At 54.6% G+C, this 15,061-nt stretch carries 13 protein-coding genes; 7 read left to right on the top strand and 6 right to left on the bottom strand.

Translation table 11 applies throughout. The annotated features are described in order from the left end of the window. Nucleotides 1-238 precede the first annotated feature (238 nt). Nucleotides 239-1,573, top strand: a complete 1,335-nt coding sequence (locus tag JMJ04_RS17170; protein WP_201371674.1) for a hypothetical protein — start codon at nucleotides 239-241, stop codon at nucleotides 1,571-1,573. Between the two features lie 91 nt (nucleotides 1,574-1,664). Here JMJ04_RS17170 and nadA read toward each other — a convergent pair whose 3' ends face one another. The 4 genes from nadA to JMJ04_RS17150 form a co-directional block, all read right to left on the bottom strand. Continuing rightward, nucleotides 1,665-2,852, bottom strand: coding sequence for a quinolinate synthase NadA (nadA, locus tag JMJ04_RS17165; protein ID WP_201371673.1), 1,188 nt, complete (start codon nucleotides 2,850-2,852; stop codon nucleotides 1,665-1,667). Between the two features lie 235 nt (nucleotides 2,853-3,087). Next, complete coding sequence (nadC, locus tag JMJ04_RS17160; protein ID WP_201371672.1) at nucleotides 3,088-3,930, bottom strand: carboxylating nicotinate-nucleotide diphosphorylase; 843 nt, start codon at nucleotides 3,928-3,930, stop codon at nucleotides 3,088-3,090. Then, nucleotides 3,923-5,617, bottom strand: coding sequence for an L-aspartate oxidase (nadB, locus tag JMJ04_RS17155; RefSeq protein ID WP_201371671.1), 1,695 nt, complete (start codon nucleotides 5,615-5,617; stop codon nucleotides 3,923-3,925). The genes nadC and nadB overlap by 8 nt, the downstream gene beginning before the upstream one ends. A 350-nt stretch (nucleotides 5,618-5,967) precedes the next feature. Next, nucleotides 5,968-6,381: a secondary thiamine-phosphate synthase enzyme YjbQ gene (locus JMJ04_RS17150; RefSeq protein ID WP_007905760.1), complete on the bottom strand. Its 414-nt coding sequence runs from the start codon at nucleotides 6,379-6,381 to the stop codon at nucleotides 5,968-5,970. 259 nt (nucleotides 6,382-6,640) lie between these two features. Between JMJ04_RS17150 and JMJ04_RS17145 the strand changes: the two genes are divergently transcribed. After that, the gene (locus JMJ04_RS17145; protein ID WP_201371670.1) at nucleotides 6,641-7,945 is read left to right on the top strand and encodes a WD40 domain-containing protein; all 1,305 of its coding nucleotides are present in this window, start codon (nucleotides 6,641-6,643) and stop codon (nucleotides 7,943-7,945) included. A gap of 7 nt (nucleotides 7,946-7,952) precedes the next feature. Here the strand turns inward: JMJ04_RS17145 and JMJ04_RS17140 are convergent, their stop codons facing one another. After that, on the bottom strand, nucleotides 7,953-8,705 hold the full coding sequence (locus JMJ04_RS17140) for a 2-phosphosulfolactate phosphatase (RefSeq protein WP_201371669.1): 753 nt from the start codon (nucleotides 8,703-8,705) through the stop codon (nucleotides 7,953-7,955). Between the two features lie 357 nt (nucleotides 8,706-9,062). Here JMJ04_RS17140 and JMJ04_RS17135 point away from each other — a divergent pair, with 357 nt between their 5' ends. Continuing rightward, nucleotides 9,063-10,514: an ABC transporter permease gene (locus JMJ04_RS17135; RefSeq protein ID WP_201371668.1), complete on the top strand. Its 1,452-nt coding sequence runs from the start codon at nucleotides 9,063-9,065 to the stop codon at nucleotides 10,512-10,514. 21 nt (nucleotides 10,515-10,535) lie between these two features. Then, a complete protein-coding gene (locus JMJ04_RS17130) occupies nucleotides 10,536-11,342 on the top strand; it encodes an ABC transporter ATP-binding protein (protein WP_201371667.1) in 807 nt (268 codons plus the stop codon). Between the two features lie 136 nt (nucleotides 11,343-11,478). On the opposite strand, the gene JMJ04_RS17125 is transcribed toward JMJ04_RS17130, so the two are convergent. Next, complete coding sequence (locus JMJ04_RS17125; RefSeq protein ID WP_201371666.1) at nucleotides 11,479-12,285, bottom strand: hypothetical protein; 807 nt, start codon at nucleotides 12,283-12,285, stop codon at nucleotides 11,479-11,481. A gap of 229 nt (nucleotides 12,286-12,514) precedes the next feature. Here JMJ04_RS17125 and JMJ04_RS17120 point away from each other — a divergent pair, with 229 nt between their 5' ends. The 3 genes from JMJ04_RS17120 to JMJ04_RS17110 all read left to right on the top strand — a co-directional run bounded on the left by JMJ04_RS17120 (nucleotide 12,515) and on the right by JMJ04_RS17110 (nucleotide 14,992). Further along, nucleotides 12,515-12,985, top strand: a complete 471-nt coding sequence (locus JMJ04_RS17120) for a methyltransferase family protein (RefSeq protein ID WP_201371665.1) — start codon at nucleotides 12,515-12,517, stop codon at nucleotides 12,983-12,985. Between the two features lie 99 nt (nucleotides 12,986-13,084). Next, nucleotides 13,085-13,603 (top strand): hypothetical protein, encoded by a 519-nt coding sequence (locus JMJ04_RS17115; RefSeq protein ID WP_201371664.1) that lies wholly within the window; start codon nucleotides 13,085-13,087, stop codon nucleotides 13,601-13,603. A 264-nt stretch (nucleotides 13,604-13,867) separates the two neighbouring features. Then, nucleotides 13,868-14,992 carry a pentapeptide repeat-containing protein gene (locus JMJ04_RS17110; protein WP_201371663.1) on the top strand — a complete coding sequence of 375 codons (1,125 nt, stop codon included), beginning with the start codon at nucleotides 13,868-13,870 and terminating at the stop codon, nucleotides 14,990-14,992. Nucleotides 14,993-15,061 lie beyond the last annotated feature (69 nt).

The following is a 15,061-nucleotide window of genomic DNA, read 5'->3' as shown; positions in this document are numbered from 1 at the left end:
CTTGTGCTCGTACGTCTGGTGGGTTCTCCAGCGAAGGCTCTCAACCATCTTTGTACAAAGAGAAACACAATAGTATTACGCAACAAACGAGCAGGAGGCTAGAATCGTGATACATGGGCAGAAGAGAGCACGCCTGGCAGGGATAGGACTACTTCTCACTATGCTCCTTATGCTCCTTCAGACCGCAAGCACGCAAACGCCGATGCTGCCCCCAATCTCTCTCTCTCCAGGAGCACCTATGACACCAATCAACATCTGGTCTACTGACGCGACACGCACGCCCTGGCTGGGCTTTGGCATTGAATGGGATGCCGAAACTAACGATATTCAACCGCTTCAACTCTCACAGAAACAATGGGACATGCTCTATACCCGTGTTGATTATATGCGCCCGGCATGGATACGCAGCATGATCGATGTTCAATGGTTTTGTCCAGAAGGGATTGTAGGACGCTATACCTTCGATTCGTCCAGTATGCTAGCCTGGTACCCTATTCTCGATTATGCACGGGCGCACAACATTCCACTCACCATTGGAACATGGGATCTGAAGCCCTGGGACTACCACACAAACCAGTATGCCACTGCCCTAAGCGATTTACTCCACTACCTGATCCACGAACGTGGGTACAGCAATATTCGCTATACCAACAGCGTCAATGAACCCGATACCAAACTTCCTTCATTTCAAGATTGGGAAGCCTTCAATCAGCGATTGTACACCGCCCTGGAGCGCCACCAACTCACAAACGAGGTAGAGATCATTGGTCCAGATACCGCAAATACCAATGGCTGGATTACCAATAGTACGCTCCCTTCGAACAAGCAAACTGGAGCGTATGAATGGCATAACTATGTCAGAACCTGTTGTGACATTCAGCATGGGCAGGTTGAAAGCATATTCCGTCCAATCGTGGAGCGCTTCAAGAGCGCTGATCCAGCGCAACAAAAACTACTCCTCCTGGGCGAGATGGGATGGGGTTATCAGAGTGGCCCCGGCGACAACCAGCACCAGGTAAAGACGTATCAATATGGATTGGAGATGGCTGATTACGCCATACAATTGGCTCGAGCCGGTATGTCTGGAGGCGCCGCCTGGAATCTGGACGATGCCATGCACAACAAAGTCTGGGGCATGTGGAATATCAGCACAGAGCCACTACCACGCCCCTGGTTCTACTCCTGGTCATTGCTCAGCCGCTATCTCCGACCAGGTGCGACGATTTACCATCCAGAACAACCTATGGATGTGCGCCTGCTGGCGGCAGAGATGTCGAGTGCAGCCAATCCGGCACGCCACTACTGGACACTCATGCTTCTCAATCGCCAGGCCACAACCCAAGCCTTCGCACTCAAGCTGCCAGAAAACACCCAACAAGACATCTTTCGCCAATACGTCTACAGTGATAAAACACGTTTGAGCGACGCCTCACAGCTTCCGCTACCCGTAGCTGCAAGCAGACAGCAAAAAAATGGAGAACTAATAACCCAGGTGCCGGCCAACTCCCTGGTCATGCTCACAAGCCTGGATACAGGGCCGGACTACAATGATCCCACCAACCCGAGTATGTGAAGCCAAAAACAGGTGTGAGGAGATTGGCGGAGTATGTCCGCCAATCTCCTCACACCTGTTTTTTTCAGTCATAGCCATGCAGGTATTAGCGTTAGCCTTTGAGCGCCAGCATACGCTCCAGGGCCACGCGTGCCCAGTGAATGGTGTCAGGGTCGACGCTTACCTGGTTGATAACCTCGCCATCCAGCAGGCCCTCCAGGACCCAGGCCAGGTAGGCCGGGTGGATGCGGTACATCGTCGAGCAGGGGCAGACGATGGGATCGAGGCAGAAGATGAACTGGTCGGGATGCTCCTGCGCCAGGCGGTGCACCAGGTTGATCTCTGTCGCCACGCCCCACTTCGTGCCAGCGGGAGCCTTCTCAATCTGCTGAATAATATACTCTGTCGAGCCATAGAGATCTGCGGCCTCAACGACCTCGCGGCGACACTCGGGATGGACAATAATCTTAATATCTGGATAGTCGGCGCGGGCTTTCTCGATCTGCTGCACATTGAAGCGCATATGCGTGGTACAGTAGCCCTTCCAGAGAATGATCTTCGCATGCTCAAGGCGGTCCTCGGCATCGTTCTCGGCCATGGGGTTCTTCGGATTCCAGATCGTCATCTCAGCATCGGAAATGCCAAATTTCAGGCCCGTGTTGCGTCCCAGGTGCTCGTCAGGGAAGAAGAGGACGCGCTTGCCCTGCTCAAAGGCCCACTTCATGACGGCGGGGGCATTCGATGAGGTACAGACGATGCCACCATGGCGCCCACAGAAAGCCTTCAGATTGGCAGCAGAGTTCATATAAGTCACGGGGATGATACCCGCATCCTCGCCCAGGACGTCGGTCAGGGTCTCCCAACACTCCTCGACCTCGGTGATGTTAGCCATATCGGCCATGGAGCAGCCAGCGGCAGGATTGGGCAGAATTACCTTCTGGTTCGGGCCACTGAGCACATCGGCGCTCTCAGCCATAAAGTGCACGCCACAGAAGACGATATAATCGGCCTCGGGACGCTCGGCGGCAAGCTGCGCTAGTTTAAATGAATCTCCACGGTAATCAGCATACTTAATAATCTCATCACGCTGATAATGGTGACCGAGAATAACCAGGCGCTCGCCCAGGGCGGCCCGGGCCGCGGCGATGCGACGGTCGAGTTCGTCGCCGTCCATCTCGGCGTAGAAGGTCGGAATGACATCAGAACGCTTCGACAGATCATGCCTGGCACGTGTCTTTGGATTGAGCAGCGGCAGGATACGCGACTCCTGGCTCTCCGCGCAAGCTGTATCGATTGCCATATATCTTCTCCTCCATGAATAAGTGGTTTGCTCCCAAAGTAAAGAAGGGAAGAAATTTGTGTGGGGAACTGGCCTTGTATTTCGCTCACCAACGCTGCTTCGCAGCTAGCCTGTCGGCTCAGGCGAGCGGAAAGGAAGCCCACGCCCCGGCAGGAGGGTTTCCCTCCTGCACCTCCCCTTTCTTGAATGGAAACACCCATGAGTCGTGTGTACGTCTTTACCGACAGCTACATCACTATGCGAACTCCAGAGAGACATCGAAGTTAGGTGCGGAGTGCGTCAGGGCACCCAGGGAGATGAAATCGACTCCCGTATGGGCCACCTCGAGTAGGCGCTCGGTGTTGGTGCCGATATTGCCTGAGGCCTCGATCAGGACGCGCGGACTCTGCTCACGAATAATGGTAACGGCCTGGCGCATAAGCGCGGCATCCATATTATCTAGCAGAATAACATCGGCGTCGGCCTGTAAGGCTTCTCGCACTTCTTCCAACGTCTCACACTCAACTTCGACTTTCAGTAAATGAGGAGCAAGAGATCTCGCGGCAGTAACAGCCTGCGCAACACCTCCAGCGGCTTTAATATGGTTGTCTTTAATCAACACCCCATCGCTCAAACCGAAGCGATGGTTCTGGCCTCCACCCAGGCGTACAGCCTCCTTCTCCAGGCGACGCAGGCCCGGAGTAGTCTTACGCGTATCCAGGATACGTGTCTGTGTACCCTCAAGCGCACGAGCACAATGCGCAGTCAGCGAGGCAATGCCCGAGAGGCGTCCCAGGAAGTTTAGGGCCACACGCTCGGCGCTCAAGACTGAGCGAGCCGGGCCTTGAATACGCGCCAGCACATCGCCCTCCTGCACATGGGCGCCATCCTTGACTACCAGTTCGACAGAGACCCGGCTATCAAACAGGCGAAAGGTCTCAGGAACCAGGGAGAGCCCAGCGATCACGCCTTCGTGGCGCGTCACAATCTGGGCACTTGCCTGCGCCTCGGGCGAGACAGTGCTCAGGGTTGTGATATCGTCATAGGCTCCATCCTCTTCGAGCGCCGCTGTAATTAAGTCAAGAATAGCTTTATGCATGAGGGCAACTTCCTTCCTGGACAATCTGAGTGATCGACTCTTCTCCTACCGCTTGCCGCTGCCAGGCAAAGTGGCGCTGCTGTAACTGTTCCTCGGTTGCCTGGTAATCAAGACGCCAATGGCTACCACGGCTCTCACAGCGCGCTTGCGCGGCCACCATCACAAGTTCAGCGACCTGCAACATATTATGCACTTCGCGCCACCGAGATGGACCCTCGGTCTCCAGCTTGCTTGCCACCAGAGAGCGCAAGAAGCAGACACGTCCTTTAGCCAGCTCCAGCCCCTCGTGGCTACGCGAGAGTGAGGCATATTGCCACATGAGCTGCCTCAGTTCGCTACGCACCTGTGTGGCCGATATATCATGCGCAAGACCCAATGACTGCATGTCAGCAGATGAGATCTCAGCATAGACATTCAGCGACGAGGAGGCACGCAGCGTCGATTGAGGGCCTGGCTGTGCATGTGATTGCTGACCCGAGGCAAGCACATCAGCGATGCGCAGGCCATAGACCAATCCCTCCAGCAACGAGTTGCTGGCAAGCCGATTCGCGCCATGGACGCCGGTACAGGAGACCTCGCCAACCGCGTAGAGCGCAGGCACAGAGGTGCGCCCCCATGTATCTACCATCACGCCCCCCATGCAATAGTGCGCCGCGGGAGCAATGGGAAGCAGATCGCGAGCCAGGTCCAGCCCATGCTCACGGCAGAACGCCGAGATCGTGGGGAAGCGTGCATGCATCTTCTCAGCCGGCAGGTGACGGAGATCAAGGAACTGGCAATCCGTCTCCTCCAACAGCATCTCTTTAAGAATGGCGCGTGCCACAACATCACGTGGAGCAAGTTCTTCCTGCTCGCTATAACGCGGCATAAAGCGTTCGCCCGCGTGATTGCGTAAGTAAGCGCCTTCACCACGGACTGCCTCCGTGATCAGATGTGATGTGCCATTCACCACCAGGACGGTAGGGTGAAACTGCATAAACTCAAGGTCGACCAGGGCGGCACCCGCGCGCCAGGCCAGAGAGAGACCATCAGCCGTGGCCCCCGAGGGATTAGAGGTATGGAGCCAGAGACCACCCGCGCCTCCGCTGGCAAGCACGGTCGCTTGAGCGAAGATAGCCAGGGACGTGCCATCACGTTTGCGGGCCCGCAGACCCACACAGCTCTCATCTTCTACTAAGAGTTCTTCGACAAACGTCTCTTCAAACACAGTCACGGAGGATCGCTGACGGACAGCTTTCATTAAAGCGCGCTCGATCTCCGCACCAGTCGCATCGCCACCGGCATGCAAGACACGCCAGCGACAATGCGCCCCTTCGCGACCCAGCAAGAACCCATCAGGGGTTGTATAGGCATCGCTTCCAGGTTGCGCACGATCAAATTCCACGCCCTGTTGCATGAGCCAGCGCACCGCCCCTGGTCCTTGCTCGACCAGAATACGTACCGCCTCCGCATCACACAGGCCAGCACCAGCAGCCATAGTATCTTGAAAATGTAGTTCTGAGCTGTCGTCCTGCCCCAAGGCAACCGCAAGCCCACCCTGCGCATAGCGGGTGTTGCTCTCGCCAAGTTGTCCCTTAGTAAGCAGGGCCACAGGCATCGTCTCGGGAAGACGCAGGGCAAGTGATAAACCCGCGATTCCTCCACCTATAATTGCGGCAGCAAAGGGCTGGCCATCCAGGATAGGCATACCCCTTATTCTCCTTTGAATAAGCTCTTATTCCGAAATCCAACGTCACTCGCGTGACTAGCGCTTTGCCCATTCGGGGATAAACGCTCAGGTTTTCGGAGAGGAAGTAGTCTCATTTCTTATAAGTGTATTTTGTACACTTATAAGCCGGACAAAAAAGAAAAGGTGTTGTAAATACACTAACCTTTGTAGGAGAAAGTATACCAGACAAGGGAGTAGAAACACAAGGGCCAAAAAGTCGTACCTTGCCTATCCTTAAAGCTAGTACCAAAGGCCTAGTAGAGGGAGGAAAATGATGGCCCGGCGCTCGTGGCGTACGCCACGAGCGCCGGGCCATCATTTTCCTCCCTCTATTCCCCGATTACCTTTACCAGGACGCGCTTATCGCGCATCCCATCAAACTCGACATAGAAGATCTGTTCCCAGGGGCCAGAGTCAAACTCGCCGTTGGTAATGGGGACCACGACCTGGTTATGCAGAAGCAGTTGTTTTAAGTGGGCATCAGCGTTGTCTTCGCCGGTGCGATGATGCAGATAATCGGGCTTTGCAGGCGCGATCTCTTCTAGCCACTGCATAATATCCTGCCATAGACCGCTTTCATAGTCATTAATAATGACCGCCGCGGTAATATGCATCGAGGTGACCAGCGCCAGGCCATCTTGAATACCACTCTCACGGATAATCTGTTCAACCTGCTGCGTCAAGGGTACAAACTCCCGGCGCTTCTTCGTATGCAAAGAAATGTACGCAGTATGCGTCTTCATCGAAGCTACTCCTTATTATTCTGGCTGGAATACAATATGATCTTATTCCGAAACCCAACCCCATTCGGGGCGCGCGCCACTTACGTGTCTAGCGCTGCGCGCTCAGGGTTTTCGGATCAGAAGTACACCCACAGAATAACAAATATCCTGTACTTCTTTCAAATGTTTTTCTTTGCGCGTACTACTTTCAAAAACTTCTTTTTTTTAGTACAATAGCAGCAAATGTTTTTAAGCGGTGTGTGATTTTGGAGGGGTGGCTATGGAGCATAGAACGTGCAAAAAATGCGGAGAGGCCGTAGATAGCAATGCCACATTCTGTGGCAAATGTGGCCTGCTTGTGCGTGACCCAAATAGGGAAGGAACCACGGAACAATCCCTTATTATTCTTGCGCAGCCAACAGGCACACGAAATAGGCATTCCATATCAAGTCCACAACAGCACATAGCTGGCGCGACCACCTTTCCTGTAGATTCAAGCGCGGCTCCCCATACACCCATCCCGCAGGAGCGGCCACGCCGTCACAGCAGGCGAAGCGCACTGGCCTGGTGCGGTGCCACGGCCCTGTTCCTGGGTGCTGGTGGCTCGGTCGCTTATTTCCAGCGAGACACGCTCTTGCGGCGCGCTCAAGCCTGGCTACATCCTACGGCCACACAAACCCATACAGGTGTAGGTACGCTCCGCTATCGTTATCCGGGTGGAGAAGGATCGGTTGGCAGTGTGAGTTGGTCCCCAAATAGCTCGCGCATCGCCTCAGCCGCGGGTCCCCAGGACTTAAAAGGGGGGCATATTCATATCTGGGATGCCTTTACGGGCCAGCACGACCAGGTCTATGCCAGACATACAAAAAACGTTCAGACCGTCGCCTGGTCACCTGATGGAAAATTCCTGGCCTCAGCAGGCTCTGACAACACAGTGCGTATCTGGGATGCGCATAGCCTGCGTACACTCCAGGTATGGCATACCACCGATACCATCTGGGAGGTAAGCTGGTCGCCTGGCAGTGATTTTCTGGCAGCCGCCATCAATGATGGCACCGTCAACGTCTGGAACACACAGAGTGGGCGCAGCGCCTACACCTACCAGGGGCACCAGGATGTCGTTTACAGCGTCGCCTGGTCACCCGATGGGGGAAAGATAGCCTCTGGCTCCTGGGATCACACGGTGCATATCTGGGACCTCGACGCAGACCACGCCGCCAGCATCTATACCGAGCATGATAATAAAGTAACAGCCATTGCCTGGTCAAACGATAGCGCCTTCATCGTCTCGGGCAGTAGCGACACGACGGTTCAGGTCTGGAACGCGGCAACAGGCCAGACGCGCCAGGTCTACCGGGAGCACAATGGGGTCATTCAATCGGTGGCCTGGTCGCCCGATGGCAGGCAGATCGTCTCCAGTAGCGCTGATAATACAGTCAAGCTCTGGGACCCTAACAGGAGCGCCAGCGTCTATACCTACCTGCCAGAAGGCCTGACCCCCTGGACCCTGGCCTGGTCACCCGATAGTAAGTTCGTTGCGACGGGCCTGCTGGACGGGCATGTCCAGGTATGGCAGGCCCGTTGACGCACTATTATAGTTGTTCGAGAAAGCCCTCACGCATGACCGGCACACAGCTATAGAGATCCAGCCTGGCTGCACGCTCAACATCTTGAGGGAAGCCCGCCTGGATCAATTCCTGGCCCGAGTACGATCCCTGGAGGAGTTCGGGGAGTTGCTCTCTAACCTGGCGAAAGGCTCCCACGCACACCCGAGCCTCGGGCGACTGAGAGAAGGTATCCAGGGAAGAGAGAATCGCGCCTGCCCCCAGGTAATCTTCCAGGGCGAAACGGAGCGTGCCATCCTCAGAGGGCTCGTGCCAGCGCTCGCCACAGGCGATAACACTCACCGCTCGTTGCTCATTCACTGCCAGCAACGAGGCCACTGCGTCCGCGACCGCCTGCGCATTGAGCAATGATCCCACCAGTAGATGCGACACAGAACGGCCATAGTGGCTACAAGCCGCGCCATTGGGAGAGGCCAGCACGACACACATTCCTGGTTCAAGCGAGAGCGTAGTCGCTGGCGACAGCGAAAAGCGCCCCTCTTGCGGAACCTTGCGACGCCAAACCGCCGCCACACCCTGCACACGCCGCGCCAGTTCAGCGGTATCGGCCTCAAGAGGACAAGGGTAGATACGACCTCCGCGAGCGATGGCGGTCACGGTCGCGCTGGAGAAACTAAGAACATCAATAATTACCAGTACGTCGCCGCGCGCCGCCGCCTCAGCGACGCCACGCCGCCCCCACTCCAGGCGACAGCGATAGGCTTCCTGCGAGAAATACATGCATGCTCCTCTTTTCAGTTTATGGCTCTTTTCGTATCAAGCATTATACATCCTAAAAAGCGGTGTCCGCCTTTTCTGCCTGGCTCTTAACAGTTAAATAAAGTGCTTCGACACGCCATAGTACAGAATTCCACACATTACATTAATTACTCTTTTCCTCTAAATATGTATTTACAACGCTTACACATCGATTGCTTTAAATTTCTTTTACAATTTCCTACACTACTTTTACACTTTTCTGAAGACTCTCTGATAAATTTTCGCTATCCTTCGTAGCTAAGAAGCCAGCAGGCATCGTTGATAAAAAAATGAAACCAGTCACCAGGCTGACGAACCAAACGAAGGAGTACTAGTTGCATGGGCATAGTCTTACGCGGCATGCGAAATGTGGTGCGGAATCCACTACGGCTGCTGCTCATCGTCTTGCTGTTGGGAGCAAGCTTGATGTTTGTTGCGGCCATGGTCAGCCTCAACAGCAGCGCGCAGCAGCAACTTACCAAAGTGCGCTCAGAAGTAGGAACGGGCGTTACCATCAGTTATGTGACCGACAACCAGAGTCAAACACAAAATAATGGCAATAACAACAACGGAAATGATAGAGGGTTCCCTGGTGGCAATGGTGGGAATGGCAATAATGGCGGCTTCAATCTGTTCCAATCACAAAACGCGAGTACGCCGATACCCTCTGACGCTATCGATAAAGTCAAAAAGATTTCTGGCGTTACCAGTGTCGAGGAGAGCCTGAGACGCTATGACACCGATCAGGAATTGAAGACCGCCAGCGTCCAGATGCCTAACGGGCAAAGCAGAACTATTCCAGCCTCAATTTATGGTATTTCAAGCGGCTCCACGCATTTCACTATCCAGGGTGGCACACCTACAATCACCTCTGGACGCGGACTCCAGACGAGCGATGCTACGGCAAACGTCGCGCTTATGAGCAAGACACTGGCCGACACAAATAATCTCAAGGTTGGTTCAACCTTTACACTCAAAAGCACCAAGCTCACAGTTGTTGGACTCTACACCTCAGATGCAGCAATAGCCGATAATACGCTCACCTTGCCCCTGGCAACCATGCAGAAGCTCTACGCCGTCAGTGGCGTCGACAGTATTACGGCCTACGCCACGACCTATGACCAGGTAGACACTGTTGCAACCAATATTCGCACGACGCTGGGCAGCAAATACAACGTCGTCACTGAGAACAGGATGTACTCAAGCGCGATCAGTGCGCTCAGTACCGCACAGAACAGCATCAAGCTGGCGCTCATCGTCGCCATAGCCACCTCGGCCGCAATTATCATCTTCTCGGTCTTCGTTATTGTTCGCGAACGCACTGCGGAAATCGGCACGCTCAAGGCAATAGGTGCCTCACACTGGCAGGTGATAGGGCAGTTCTGGACAGAAGTTTTGGCGCTCAGTGTCCTGGCATCGGCGGTCGCGACTGTGCTTCTCGTGACACTTGGTCCCATCATCTCACAGAAGTTTGATGTCTCCACAGCATCCAGTGATATTGGTTCTGTAGCTGGCAGAGGGCGAGGCTCATTTATGATGGGAGGAACTCCAACGGCACAAGGCACACAGGGAGGTCCATCGTTCCAGGGCTTCCAGGGTTTCCAGGGCTTTCGTCAGGGATTAACGCAGCAGCTCAGTGACATTCATCTATCAACGGTCACGCTTAATGGGCAAACACTGCTCATCATCATGGGGTTGGGAATCGGCCTGGCAATCTTAACAAGCGTCATTCCCGCTCTCTATGTCGCGCGCATCCGACCCGCAGTCGTGCTGAGAAAAGGCAACAACTAGTCTGAGAAGCGAGGATAAACCATGGGAGAAGAGACTATTATAGACGCGGCCACGCCCGCAGTTCTAGAGAAAGATTCAACCGTTCAGAAAGAGCCAACTGTCACGATTGTCGCCGAGCATCTCAGCAAGCACTTTAAGATGTATGGTGAAGTCATCAAGGCCGTAGATGACGCAAGCTTTGTCTTTACAGAGGGGCAATTCGTCACCATCATGGGTCCCAGCGGCAGCGGCAAATCGACCTTACTCTATATTCTCGGGAGCCTGGATAAACCGACAGGAGGCGAACTGGTCGTCGATGGTGTTAATGTGATGAGCCTGACCGGGCCAAAGGAGCATAAGTTCAGACGTCAAAACGTGGGCTTTGTTTTCCAATCATTTCACCTGATTCCCAATCTGACGGCGCTAGAGAACGTCATGCTTCCAATGGAGTTGGCAGGAGGAAAGTCGCGAGCCGACATGCGCGAGCGAGCGCGGACACTCCTGCTCCAGGTCGGTATCGATGAGAATCGCCACCGGCATCGCCCCGGCAGGCTCTCTGGTGGACAAAAGCAGCGCGTCGCCATCGCTCGTGCGCTCGCCAACGATCCCAAAGTCATCCTGGCGGATGAGCCAACCGGAAACCTGGACTCACAGAATGGCAAGCGCATCATAGACCTGTTAAAGCGCCTGGCGAATCAAGGGCGCACGGTCATCGTAGTCAGTCATGATCGCAGCGTAGCGAAGGTGGCAGATGTGCGCATCGAGATTGAAGATGGCAAGATCGAGGATATCAGTGGCGTTGTCGTACCCGCGCCTCAGCCAACGCTCAAGAAGAAGCGTAGAAGATAGCAGCTTCGCTTCTGGTCATATGCATCTCGTACTCTGTTCAAATTCGTTTGAAAGGGATTCATACCGCCTGCGGCGGGAGGGGAAAGGGAGTGCAGAGGGGCTGACGCCCCTCTGCACTCCCCACTTTTCATACTCGCTAGGAGGTAGGGCTATTAAAACGGTGGCGCATGATGTTGTTATGCCCGGTCTGGGTCAGGTCCTGGTAGGCGGGGAAGAGATGTTCAGCGGGCGGTGTCAGTGGCTCCTCCGAAGGTAATACACGCCAGGAGCGCTCACCGGGAGCATTCTCTTCTTGAGCCAGCACATCACTTCCAAACCTATTCATGAGCGTCATGTTCAAGCGAGCCAGCGCTTGATGAGGAACATAGCTATACAGGGACGTATCCAGAAGCGCCAGTTGCTGCTCAATCTGTTCTGGGAAATGCCCATACTGTTCGCAGGCTGCGTGAACCTCTGCGCTTAGCTCCTCACGCGAGAGGGAGAACAGCGTATCCAGTGCAAGTAACAAATTGAAACCACGATTCAGTAAAATAGTGCGCCCATGCAATAGACGTCTCTCCAGGCCATCATTCTGATGCCGCAAACGCCCTTGCTCAATCTGGCGCGTCAGAGCGGCATAAGGGAGAGTGTCAAGCTTACGCTGCAAGAAAGCGATTACATTCGCGCTATTGCCATCGGTTTGCCACTCGCGCAGCAGTTCCAGGCAACGCCGACCCTCATATATTTTATGCGAATGAGGCACACTTAAGAGATAGCCCTTACAATCACAGATCCAGCGCGCATGCAAATAGTACACAATGTCTCCGACAGAGCAGGAGACAAAGCGTTTCTGGCCATGGGCCTCCTGCACAAAGCGAAAACACTGCTCAAACTTCGGTCGCAGCTCTTCAAATGCCGCCAACTTTTGGCGCACAACCTCCTGCCCCAAAGCCATATCAGTCATACCAGCCTCCTTTAGCAAACACCTCTATCCTTCTTATGCGGAACCTACCATCTTCATCACGAACGAACCACAAGAAGCGTTACGAACACCCCTCATGCATAAAACCACTCACTCTGTCACGCTGTAGAGGTTTGATACGTGCCATACTAGAGAAGAGATACATCTCGCGAGATACTGACCCCGTGCGCAAGAACGGGACAATTTGTGATCGGAGAAGAATATGGAAGATATGAAACGCAACAACGAGGACCAGGCCAATGTCATAGCCCCGCCACCACTGCTCTACGCCAGCACATTTCTTTTTGGTCTTTACCTGGATTCATGGCTTCCTCTGCGCCTGATTCCGCGCGCGGCACGCTCCTTTGTTGGCGGAGCACTCCTTGGTATTGGCCTGACCACAGGCATCATGGCCATACGCGAGATGCGCCAGGCGGGTACGGCGCTGCAGCCTACCAAACCCACCACAACCATCATTCAACATGGACCCTATAGGCTCACACGCAACCCTATCTATAGCGCCTTCACCTTACTCTATGCTGGACTCGCGCTCATCATGAATCGCGTCTGGCCATTGCTACTGCTACCAGCCTTACTACGTGTTATACGTATCGGCGTGATTGAACGAGAAGAAAAGTACCTGGAAAAGAAGTTTGGCGCGGAATATATCAGCTACAAAGAGCGTGTGCCTCGCTGGCTCTAAGTGACTGCCCCAAAAGAGTTGAAGGTAGCGTCTCATGTGAGAAGCTGCAAAGCAGGCAGCATCTCGCGGGATGTCAGGGATAGAAAGAGGAGCGCCCACGTGACACAACCAAACAAACGCGAACGGACCCTTGCCGATTACGGCTACCCAACCCAGGATATCGCGCGCCTCAAAGAGAAGGCGCATCTCGTTACGCAGCGTCTGACCGAGCTCTATGGTCCCTCGGACTGGTCCAAGAAGGACCCAATGAGCATGCTCGTCAATATCATCCTCTCACATCGTACAAAAGACGCCCAGACTGCGGCGGCCTATGACAATTTGCTCAAGCGCTTTGGCTCGTGGGAAGCAGTACGAGACGCACCCACCAGCGAGGTGCAGGAGACCATTGCGAATGTAAACTGGCCAGAGGTCAAGGTTGGCCGTTCTCTACCAAAAGGTTGGCCACAAGTACTACAAAGGACCAAGATATTTTGTACACCACGAGCCCCTATGCTACGCTTCAAGAAAATGTTACCAAGTCAGGTAATCATAAGAGCATTCCTCATGAGAGAGAAAATAGCCGGAAATGTCTCAATCGAAACCATTGTTCCTTTGTTGCGAAGAAGAAACGTTTCATGAGAGCGTTCGATGTTACCTTCAGGCTTTGGTTTCAGTTGGAATAGGGGAAACTACCTTGCTCGAATGGGGACAGGATCTGCGATGGCCCGAGCCTGGCGAGCGAGTAGATACAGAATGGCCATATGTGCGGCTAAAAGCCCAGGATAAGTCGTTTACAACTCAGTTGAGATTGTTCATTATCCAATTTTTCCTGCTGAATTTTGGGATCTACAGCTACACCGAGAGAAAAGGTCCGAGGTCGGAAAGGAAGGAGCCACGAACGGCGTGAAGCGTTCTTTTAGTATAAGCCAGGTCTTATTCCATCCCTCGACGCTGGCGGTGTTCTCAGGTCTTTTTGGCGCGATCATCGGCTTGCTCATCAATCTTATCAGTGGCGGCCAAACCTCGCAGATGGTCTTGACGGCGCTTGTCTTCGCGATGTTGTTCAGTTTGAGCCTCTCGGCCTGGCAGGTCTATAGCCAGGAGAGGACCAGCAAACAATGGATGACGATGCTGCAAGAACTGGTCTTCCAGACCTACTTCCTTGGCGTACTCGCCGACAAGCCAGAGGTCTCGCAGATGGCGCAGCAACGCCTGGGCCGGGTCTTGAAAACCTTAGAGGGCGACCAGCAGTTGAGCATGCTGAAGTTTTTCAGTCACAACGGCTTGCCCGCGACCGTTATCGGCGATGGCTTGCAGGGAAGCAAAGCCCTGGTCGGGGCTGATCTCCAGAAGATAGTGCTGCCGAAGATCAATTTAGCCCAGACGGATCTGAGGCGTGTGAACTTCAGGGAGGCGAATTTGCAAGGGTCCGACCTCAGCGGCGCGAACCTCAATCGCGCCGACCTCTCCGGGGCCAACCTCTCGCACGCAATGCTGAAGGGCGCCGACCTGAGGGGGGTCGATTTGCGCGGTACCGATCTCACGGGTGCTGACCTGAGTGGTTCGAGCTTCGGGGAGGCGAAGGGAGGTCATGACGCTCCTGGCTCTCAAGGCGAGAGAGGGAGCGCCCGCCGTCCCGATCTGCAAGCAGATCTCTCACATGCGCAACTCGTTGGCGCACAGATGCGAGGATCCTATCTCAGCGGCGTTGACCTCAGCCAAGCAAATCTGCGCGGCGCGGACCTCTCGAAGGCGTATTTCTATAGAGCGAAATTGCAAGGGGCCGACCTCAGCGGCGCGAACCTCACGGAGACGACTCTCACGGAGGCGAATATAGAGGGAGCCAACCTGACAGAGGCAAATCTGAGCAAGGCGACCCTCATTGGCGCGAACTTGCGCCAGGCTGACCTCAGCGGGGCGAGGCTCACCCTGGCAATCTTCGAGATGGCCGATCTGCGCGAGGCAAAGGTAACAGACGAACAATTGGGCACAATAGGCTCTGGTGAGGCGCTCAAACGCGAGCCTTGAGCGGAGCAGGACGCCTGCGAGCCTGGAGTTCCGCCCAGAGCGCCCGCAGCGTTGCTTGCCGCTGGCGTC

It is taken from the genome of Ktedonobacter robiniae, from assembly GCF_016587375.1.
In the GTDB taxonomy this organism is placed as follows: Bacteria; Chloroflexota; Ktedonobacteria; order Ktedonobacterales; family Ktedonobacteraceae; genus Ktedonobacter; species Ktedonobacter robiniae.
Note: the sequence above shows the minus strand (reverse complement) of the source record. Positions and strands in the feature narration are given on the sequence as shown.

What these genes read in the sequence shown, in the direction of transcription:
- JMJ04_RS17170 (WP_201371674.1), top strand. Translation starts at nt 239, where the DNA reads ATGACACCAATCAACATCTGGTCTACTGACGCGACACGCACGCCCTGG.
- nadA (WP_201371673.1), bottom strand. Translation starts at nt 2,852, where the DNA reads ATGGCAATCGATACAGCTTGCGCGGAGAGCCAGGAGTCGCGTATCCTG.
- nadC (WP_201371672.1), bottom strand. Translation starts at nt 3,930, where the DNA reads ATGCATAAAGCTATTCTTGACTTAATTACAGCGGCGCTCGAAGAGGAT.
- nadB (WP_201371671.1), bottom strand. Translation starts at nt 5,617, where the DNA reads ATGCCTATCCTGGATGGCCAGCCCTTTGCTGCCGCAATTATAGGTGGA.
- JMJ04_RS17150 (WP_007905760.1), bottom strand. Translation starts at nt 6,381, where the DNA reads ATGAAGACGCATACTGCGTACATTTCTTTGCATACGAAGAAGCGCCGG.
- JMJ04_RS17145 (WP_201371670.1), top strand. Translation starts at nt 6,641, where the DNA reads ATGGAGCATAGAACGTGCAAAAAATGCGGAGAGGCCGTAGATAGCAAT.
- JMJ04_RS17140 (WP_201371669.1), bottom strand. Translation starts at nt 8,705, where the DNA reads ATGTATTTCTCGCAGGAAGCCTATCGCTGTCGCCTGGAGTGGGGGCGG.
- JMJ04_RS17135 (WP_201371668.1), top strand. Translation starts at nt 9,063, where the DNA reads ATGGGCATAGTCTTACGCGGCATGCGAAATGTGGTGCGGAATCCACTA.
- JMJ04_RS17130 (WP_201371667.1), top strand. Translation starts at nt 10,536, where the DNA reads ATGGGAGAAGAGACTATTATAGACGCGGCCACGCCCGCAGTTCTAGAG.
- JMJ04_RS17125 (WP_201371666.1), bottom strand. Translation starts at nt 12,285, where the DNA reads ATGACTGATATGGCTTTGGGGCAGGAGGTTGTGCGCCAAAAGTTGGCG.
- JMJ04_RS17120 (WP_201371665.1), top strand. Translation starts at nt 12,515, where the DNA reads ATGAAACGCAACAACGAGGACCAGGCCAATGTCATAGCCCCGCCACCA.